At 68.9% G+C, this 5,449-nt stretch carries 5 protein-coding genes and 1 pseudogene; 5 read left to right on the plus strand and 1 reads right to left on the minus strand.

What is annotated here, in order from left to right; genetic code table 11:
• Positions 1–195: hypothetical protein (locus AB0H42_RS35390; protein WP_357064184.1), on the plus strand; the 195-nt coding region annotated here is incomplete at its 5' end.
• A 150-nt stretch (positions 196–345) separates the two neighbouring features.
• Here the strand turns inward: AB0H42_RS35390 and AB0H42_RS35395 are convergent.
• A pseudogene (locus AB0H42_RS35395) lies at positions 346–501 on the minus strand (IS3 family transposase); the annotation flags it as partial.
• A gap of 119 nt (positions 502–620) precedes the next feature.
• Between AB0H42_RS35395 and AB0H42_RS35400 the strand changes: the two are divergent.
• The 4 genes from AB0H42_RS35400 to AB0H42_RS35415 all read left to right on the plus strand — a co-directional run.
• Positions 621–791 carry a transposase gene (locus tag AB0H42_RS35400; protein WP_357064172.1) on the plus strand — a complete coding sequence of 57 codons (171 nt, stop codon included), beginning with the start codon at positions 621–623 and terminating at the stop codon, positions 789–791.
• A gap of 403 nt (positions 792–1,194) precedes the next feature.
• Positions 1,195–2,601 carry a hypothetical protein gene (locus AB0H42_RS35405; RefSeq protein WP_357064175.1) on the plus strand — a complete coding sequence of 469 codons (1,407 nt, stop codon included), beginning with the start codon at positions 1,195–1,197 and terminating at the stop codon, positions 2,599–2,601.
• A gap of 899 nt (positions 2,602–3,500) precedes the next feature.
• Entirely contained in the window at positions 3,501–4,259 is a 759-nt protein-coding gene (locus AB0H42_RS35410) for a hypothetical protein (RefSeq protein ID WP_357064178.1), read from the plus strand.
• A 9-nt stretch (positions 4,260–4,268) separates the two neighbouring features.
• A partial coding sequence (locus AB0H42_RS35415; RefSeq protein ID WP_357064181.1) for a hypothetical protein occupies positions 4,269–5,449 on the plus strand: 1,181 nt, incomplete at its 3' end.

Genomic DNA, 5,449 nt, shown 5'->3' on the forward strand with positions numbered 1-5,449 from the left:
CGCCCCCTGCTCGACACCCTCGGCGACGACCTCGACGAACTGCTGTCCTACCTCGACCCCTGGTCCGAAGCCATCATCACCGCCGGCTCCTACCCCCAACGGATCGCCGGCGTCTACAACGTGGGCGGCGGCCCCCACTTCGGCTCCGGCCTGACCATCGACACCGCCACCCAGCACTACCAGACCAACGCCTGACAAACCCCACAGGTGTTGCCCACAGCGCCGCCGCAGACTTTCACCTCTTGGGCCATCGCCGCACCGCGAAGGCAGCTCGCGCGACACACCGATCCGAACGCCGCCAGATACGACCGCCGCTGGTCCGGTCTCGCCCTGCTCGGCGCGAGTTACCCAGTTCCGCAGGGTCGCCGGGTTGATATCCAGCAGCGCGCCGACGTGCCGGCGCGCACCGGCCATCGAGTCACCGTGCTGGCGGATCCGGTCCTGATACATCCTCACCGCCCGAGCGCGGGTTTCCTCGTCGAACTTCCGTAATGCCGCCATGGCTGACAGTCTCCCTTGCTAAATCGGGAGTCTCCAGCCGGTCCAGGACGGTTCAATCCGTCTCAAGGGCAGGACACACAAAACGTGCGTGTTCGTGCAAGCCTGCCTATGACTCGTCGTTGACCGATGACCAGTGGGCGGTGATCGAACCGCTGTTACCGGCCGCCCCGAGCCGGTTCCTCGGCGGCCGGCCCCGGGTGCATTCACGTCGCCTGCTGGTCGACACCATCTTGTATGTGCTGGTCACAGGGTGTGCGTGGCGGTTGGTGCCGCACGATCTGGTGCCATGAACACCGCGTACAAGGTGTTCGCTGCCTGGACCGCTGATGGCACGTGGGCACGTGTGCACGTTTACCGGCGTCGTAGCCGATCTGCTGTTAGCGACGGTGCTGCCGTGGTCACCTTCGGGACGCCGATCGGGTATGTGGCATTGCGGCCCGCTGCCTCGGATTCGTCGATCGCCGTGGCCGCCGAATGCCTTGCGCATTCAGCTTGTTGAGAGGGCATAAACAGTTCGACGAGAACTTGCACATCGGCGCCCTTGCCATGGCTGGCAAGCGAGGTCGGTTGCGCGCGCGCCCGGATTGCGAAAATCTACGATCCGAGTGTGAGCCTACGGCCGAACAGCGCTCTCCGGGTCGAGGTTCGCAGACCGGCTTGCAGGACAGAGATCCGCTGAAGTGGGAGTGTGCTGTGATCGGTTCCGGGAGTCCGGAGCTCGCGGAACTGGCCGATCAGATCGTCGCTCGGCTGCGTGAGCTCGTGCCGGACAGGCGACGCCGGTTCGAGGCCGCGTTCGCGATGACCGTTATCGCCGAATCGGCGCTGTTCCTCGCCGATGACGGCGACCACCCGGTCCGATGTCAGGTGTCGGAGGCGGTGTGGGAGTTGGTGCGCCGGCATCGAGACCTGTCCGCTGCCGTCGAGAACGGGCCGTGGTGGCGGCTGGTGGTGCACGTCGATACCCATGGGGCCGAGGTCGTCACCGATCGGGGCGCGGAGCCGTTTCCCGGTGAGCAATTGTTCGCGCCGCAGGCGTATCTGGCGGATCTGGAACGGTATCCGCGTAGCAGGCTGCCCGTGTGGCTGGCCGCCTACATCGGACGCGGTGAACCCCAATCGAGGTCACCGCGCGCGGCCGCGGACGGCGTGCGCGCTGATCGGAGTGCGGGCGTGCAGGCAGCCCCGGTGATCGGCGAATTGCCGGATCTGGCGGTGGTGTGGGCCCGGTGGGCGGTGCTGGCCGCGGCCTTCGTGGCGGCCGGATCGGAACGCGGCCCGCGGATCGGCCCGTCGGTCGGCATCTTCGAAAGTTCGGGACACAGCGGCTCGACGTTGACGCTGCTGCCCGGCGACCGGGCGGTGCTGTCGGGCGGTGTCTGGGATGCGCCGGTCTTGGAAGCCGCCTACAACGGGAACGGCGCGATGCCGAAATTATTCGCCGGAGCGCCGGATTGGGTGACCGACCCGGTACTCAACCCGCGCGTGCTGACCGGCATGCTGTCGTTTTGTTACTGGTGGGACCAGGGACAGTGGTACCGCGGCGAATCCGCTCCGATGGCGGAATGCGCGCCTGCGTTGCCCGCCGTGTGGACGGCCGATACGGTGGCGAAAGTGGTGGCGGGCGTGCTGGACGGCCCCTCGCCGGACGCCGCTGAAGTGCTGGTGTCGGCCGCGCAGGCCGCGGCGGTGACCCGCGCGGCGATCGCGCAAGTTATCGGTGCGGACGCCGAGGTCGATATCGACGGTGCCCTGTTCCAGTTCGTGCTCGCCGATCTGGTCGCCGGTGACATCGTGGGGATCCGGGAAGAGGAGGCACTGAACCTCGTCCGTGATTACATCCGCAGCCGGGGTCACGACACGACCGGGTTCCCGCTCTCGACGTTGCGGGCCGAGCGGATCAGCGTGGGCTGGATGGTGCGATCACCGGTGCCGGATGGTGAGATCGCGCTCGACCGGGCGGTCTTCTATATCGCAGACGATGGTGTCGTGGAGCGGTCGAGCTCGTCGGTGCCGCTGTCCGCGTTCATCACCGATTTCGAGCGCCGGTTCCGGCTGCGGACCGGCGGACCGATGTCATCTGCCCGAGGTGGGAGATGAGCGGCGAACTGCGACTGGACTTGGATGGCCTGCGCGAGCGCGGCGCGCGGTTGGCCGATATCGCCGAGCGGGTGCAGCAGACACACGCGGGCCTGCAGTCCTGCTTGCAGCAGGCGGAAGGCAGCTTCGGTGACGACTATATGGGGCGCACCTTCGCCGAGCAGTTCACGCCGCGCGCCGAACAAGTGGTTTCCACGGTGCAGGCCATGGCGGAAGGAATGCGCGGTAACGCGGCCGGAATCATCAGCGCCGCGAACGACTTCGGTGCACAGGACACCGACAGCGCCGCGCGCGTGGCCGGGGCTGCCCAGGATACGGGTCCGGGAGCGGCCGGTCTCGCCGAGTCGCCCCCGGCGGGTAGGGTGGGCCCGCAATCGCCGGTCGATGGACCCCGGCCGAACCCACCCGATCAGGCCGCGGTGACGCCGGAGCAGAATTCGCCGGTGTATCCTGCCGGCGGGCCACAGAGTCGGAGCACCGACCAACTCCCGGCCGGTGGGCACAACCGGCCCGGTAGCGCACCGGCACCGGACGGATCCCCGGGGCGAGCCGCTACGGACAACGGACCACGGTCCGAGTCGCCGTGGAGTCGTTCCCGGCCCGAAACCGGTCCGGCGAGCAACCAGGCGACCGGCGCCCCGGGCCGGCGGTCCGGACCGGCGGTGCCGCCACCGGCCTCCGCGGTCTCACCCCCGCCGGTAGCAGCCCCATCGCGTAATACGCCCCAGACGTCGCGAGCATCGTCCGGCAGCCCCGTCGCGGGACCCGTTGGACGGGCCGGAGCCCCGTGGACCGAGACGCCCCGCACGCCCGGCCAACCCGGGATGCCGGGTTCCCCTGGAAACGCTGGAAGGCCCGCAAACACCGGGTCGGCTCCGCAGCAAGGTCCCTCGCCACGATTGAACTCACCGGCCGGTGACAACGGCCGCGACCGTGATCGGCGCGGCGGCCGCGAGCGGTCGCCGGCCGATCCGGCAATCGAACGGCTGGCACGCGAATTGGCCGAGCGGCACGGCGTCGAGGTGACAGGTTTCGATGCCCCCGATCTTCAGCTCGCGCCGGTACAGGAGTTCGTGACCGCGGTGGACCGGGTCCTCACCGACTACCCGATGATCGTGCTGGAGACCGTCGCGGTGGCCGAGCTCGAGGACGAGCTCGGCACAGTGCGGTGGGCCGGTGCGCCGCCGGACAGCGAAGGCGGTGCCCGGTCGATAACCCTCGACCGGCGCGCCGCACAACAACCGCAGCCACCTGCCCGATCATCCCAGCCATCCGCACACCCGCAGGACGCCACCGCCGATACCGAGGAGACGGGCGAGACGGCACAGCCGGATATCTACACGGCCACCTTGCGGGCATTCGGCCGGGCTTTCGACGCTGCCGGTGGCGGTGTCGCACACCGGCGGGCACAACGCGTCCTGATCTCGGAGTACCTGAACAACCAGCCGCGCCCGCGCCCTGCGCTGTCCGAGCTGGTGCGCGGCTACCGGGAGTGGCGCGCCGAGTTGTCCGGGCATGCCACGGAACGAGGCAACTTCGATGTGGACGAGGCGCTCGGGGTCGCGTTCGCCGAGGTGGTCCAGCACGGCGAGAAGGCGGGTATTCAGGCACGACTGCTGCATGCGGTGCTGGTCGCCGCGGCAATCCGGCTGGGGTAGGTCGAGGTGTTGGACGGTTCACTGTTCAGCCCGGTCGTGCAGCTGCGGACCGCCTTCGAATGTCTGCCCGGGTTCCTGCGGACTCCGATCGAGATGGTGGTGTTCGGCGGGGAGCTTCCCGGCGCCGACATTTCCGGGATGCGCCGGATGGCGTCCGAGCTGCGTGCCCGCAGTCTGGAACTGGAGGGCCATTCGGCCGATATCGACAGCCTTCTGACGCACGAGGATTCGGTAGGCGAGACGGCCGAACAGTTGCGTGAGGCATTGAGTTCCTATCGACAGGGCGCGGCTCAGCTCGGCAAGGATGTGAACGCCCTGGCCGATCAGGGACAGGCGGCGGCCAACGACGCGGAGAAATGGCTGTGCGTGATGTTCACGTTCGGCATCCACCTGGCGTGGAAGATCTACGGTTTGCTGGCCGCCGCCGCGGCGGCGGGGCCGGCCGGCCAGGTTGCGGCCGCGCCGGCGGTCGAATCCACGCTGGTCCAGGGGCGCGCCGAGGTCGCCGTGATGCGCGCGAGCCTACAGCGGGCCATTCAGGCGGGCGGAGCCAAGGCGGCCGCCCAGCTGAGCGGTATGGGGCCGGCGCAGTTCGCCAAGTGGATGGGCACGGCGGTCGCGCTGCCCGTGGGTGTCGAAGTGGGTGTGCAGGCGCTGCAGGTCGCCACCGGGGACAGAACACTCGAGATCATCGGGGAGGATGGTTCCAACCCCACGGGTATCGATCTGAAGTCGATCGAGGTCGCCGCCGTGTCCGGCGCGGGCGGAGCGGTCGGCGGCATGCTCGCGGGCCGGTTCGCTCCGATGGTCTTCCCCCAGATCGGGACCAGTCGTGTGGCCATGGGTTTGGTGCATGGTACGGCGGGGGCGATCTCGGGTCTGGGTGCGGCGGCCTTGGTTGCTGGTTGGCCGCAGCATTACACGGAGGTGTTGGGGCCACTGCTCAACGGTGCTGTCGCCGGGGGCGTGTATGCCCAGAGCGCCCGTTCGCCGGCGCTCGACGGCGGCGCGCCGTTCACGCCGCCCGAGGCGATCTCGGTAGGGCACGACGTGGATACCGCGGCGCTCCGGCCACCGGTCGAGATATCGGTGGAATCGAAGCGGGCGTGGGAGGCCGCAAGGCAGACCTGGAAACCGGCTGCGGAGACCGCGATTACCGCAGGTGAGCGTGGTGGGTCTCCCGCCGAGGT

The sequence above is a fragment of the Nocardia sp. NPDC050799 genome (assembly GCF_040654015.1).
GTDB lineage: Bacteria > Actinomycetota > Actinomycetes > Mycobacteriales > Mycobacteriaceae > Nocardia.